This is a genomic window from Hungatella sp. SL.1.14 (assembly GCF_024460495.1).
Lineage (GTDB): Bacteria > Bacillota > Clostridia > Lachnospirales > Lachnospiraceae > Hungatella > Hungatella hathewayi.
This window is the reverse complement of sequence record NZ_JANFYJ010000071.1, coordinates 1-1,741: the sequence shown is the minus strand read 5'-3', so window position 1 is coordinate 1,741 and position 1,741 is coordinate 1. Positions and strand designations below refer to the sequence as shown.

The following is a 1,741-nucleotide window of genomic DNA, read 5'->3' as shown; positions in this document are numbered from 1 at the left end:
CTGCGGAAAATAACTGATAATCCAATCCGCTATACTCCATTTACTGCCTGGGTATTTCATAATTGCTTTCATTTTCAAAAAAGGAACCCGGCGCGCCTGTTTTCCGGAAAGGTTCCAGCTCCTTTCTTAATCGGTCAAATATCAGTTTATTTGATAAAGACCAGCCATCTTGTTTTTCCTCTCTGGTCTCCCAGTAATGGTTTTTTATCAAAAACTCTCAATACTTCAGATAATTTTATTTGATCCTCATTCCATTTAAAAATCAATAGCCCATCAGGCTCCATTACTCTCATGCACTCGCTAAATCCCTGCTTCAAATACTCCGGCCAGTCAGCCGGTAGGATTCCGTATTTATTGGCCAACCAGCTCCCCGTCCCCGCATGAATCAAATGTGGCGGGTCAAATACAACAACTTTGAAACTGTTATCAGGATATGGCATATCCCGGAAGTCCATCTTTACATCAGGTTTAATCAGCAGAGTACGTCCGTCACACAAGGTTGTTTCTAACTCTCTGTTGTCAGCATAGATTACCTCTGGATTCTGCCTGTCAAAATAAAACATCCGGCTACCACAACAAGCATCTAATACTCTTTCTATTTCAATCACTCCTTTACAAAATCCTAATTTGTATACTTCCAGATAAGATAAGTGAGTTCCTTTTCTTCGATTTCAGTGATTGTACAATTATCTCTTTTTTCTTCCAGCGCTTTCATTCTTTCAAGATCTTCTTTACTCATACTATCCTCCTCAAAATACTAATTTACAATCGTTCCAGCATTTTGCTGAATTCTTTTGATGGCTTCTTTACCTGCCCCCACGCCAGCTCTGCGCCACAGTATGGACAGCATTTATATTCTTTAGCCACACCCATTCCACAGGTGCAATTATATTCTGGTTCTGGCGCTTCCGTCCCCTGTACGAAATAAGCTACAATTTCTGGCACAACTATCTTAATCAATCTCATCCTTCTCACTGCATCACCTCAATCTTAATTCTGTGCCTGAATCCAATCCCTGTACCGTTCTGCATCGTGGATAATCGCGTTGAGCACAGGGGTAATCTCTTTCAAAATGTCGGTGTCTTTCTCACGGTACATTTTTAACCTCAGCTCGCAAAGCTGTTCTAATCCTGTCTCGATATCTCTCTCATAATCCAGTTCATCATCGTACAATTGCGCATAATCTTTCATTCTGCACCTCCTAAACGTCAATTATCTATTGATAAACCACAAATTCCGAATCTTCTTGCACTTCTTGCAGTAAAACTCATGAACACTCAAAGCAATGCGAAATCTGGTTCCGTGAAACAATACAATTCTTTCTGCCATACAAATAGATTCCGGGTAATGCATTTTTAGACACTTACTTTTCCGCATTCTGCATCCCCTTCCCATGTGATCTTTACTCCCGGCACCGCAATACACCTCGGCTGCCCCGGCACCATTTTAATGATCCCCGCGTCTGCCATCTGCTTGAGATGCAATTGTACACTGCTCGTGCTCTCCAGCCCTACGCCTTCCCCGATTTCACGTACAGAGGGAGGCCAGCCGTGGGATATGGTGTACTGTACAATGTAATCCCTGATCTGCTCATGACGCTCTTTCATGGTCTGTCGCCTCCTAAAATCTGTATTCATAGAAATCTGCATCTTCCACGTACCAGTCCTCTCCTGTACGGTAAATCCTCACCCTGTCAAGCTGCTCGTCAGTCAAATCTTTCCACCCTGGCACATTTCTCAAC

At 42.7% G+C, this 1,741-nt stretch carries 5 protein-coding genes; all 5 read right to left on the bottom strand.

Features of this window, described 5'->3' with window-relative positions; genetic code table 11:
- Positions 1 to 146: 146 nt before the first annotated feature.
- The 5 genes from NE473_RS29895 to NE473_RS29880 all read right to left on the bottom strand — a co-directional run bounded on the left by NE473_RS29895 (position 147) and on the right by NE473_RS29880 (position 1,607).
- A complete protein-coding gene (locus NE473_RS29895; protein WP_349767227.1) occupies positions 147 to 608 on the bottom strand; it encodes an SAM-dependent methyltransferase in 462 nt (153 codons plus the stop codon).
- 154 nt (positions 609 to 762) lie between these two features.
- The gene (locus NE473_RS29890) at positions 763 to 960 is read right to left on the bottom strand and encodes a hypothetical protein (RefSeq protein WP_039890430.1); all 198 of its coding nucleotides are present in this window, start codon (positions 958 to 960) and stop codon (positions 763 to 765) included.
- Between the two features lie 30 nt (positions 961 to 990).
- Positions 991 to 1,191: an ATP--guanido phosphotransferase gene (locus NE473_RS29885; protein ID WP_006771079.1), complete on the bottom strand. Its 201-nt coding sequence runs from the start codon at positions 1,189 to 1,191 to the stop codon at positions 991 to 993.
- Positions 1,192 to 1,267: 76 nt separating this feature from the next.
- Entirely contained in the window at positions 1,268 to 1,363 is a 96-nt protein-coding gene (locus NE473_RS33270; protein WP_080552227.1) for a hypothetical protein, read from the bottom strand.
- Positions 1,356 to 1,607 (bottom strand): LexA family protein, encoded by a 252-nt coding sequence (locus tag NE473_RS29880; protein WP_039890427.1) that lies wholly within the window; start codon positions 1,605 to 1,607, stop codon positions 1,356 to 1,358. Before NE473_RS29880 ends, NE473_RS33270 begins: the two co-directional genes overlap by 8 nt.
- Positions 1,608 to 1,741 lie beyond the last annotated feature (134 nt).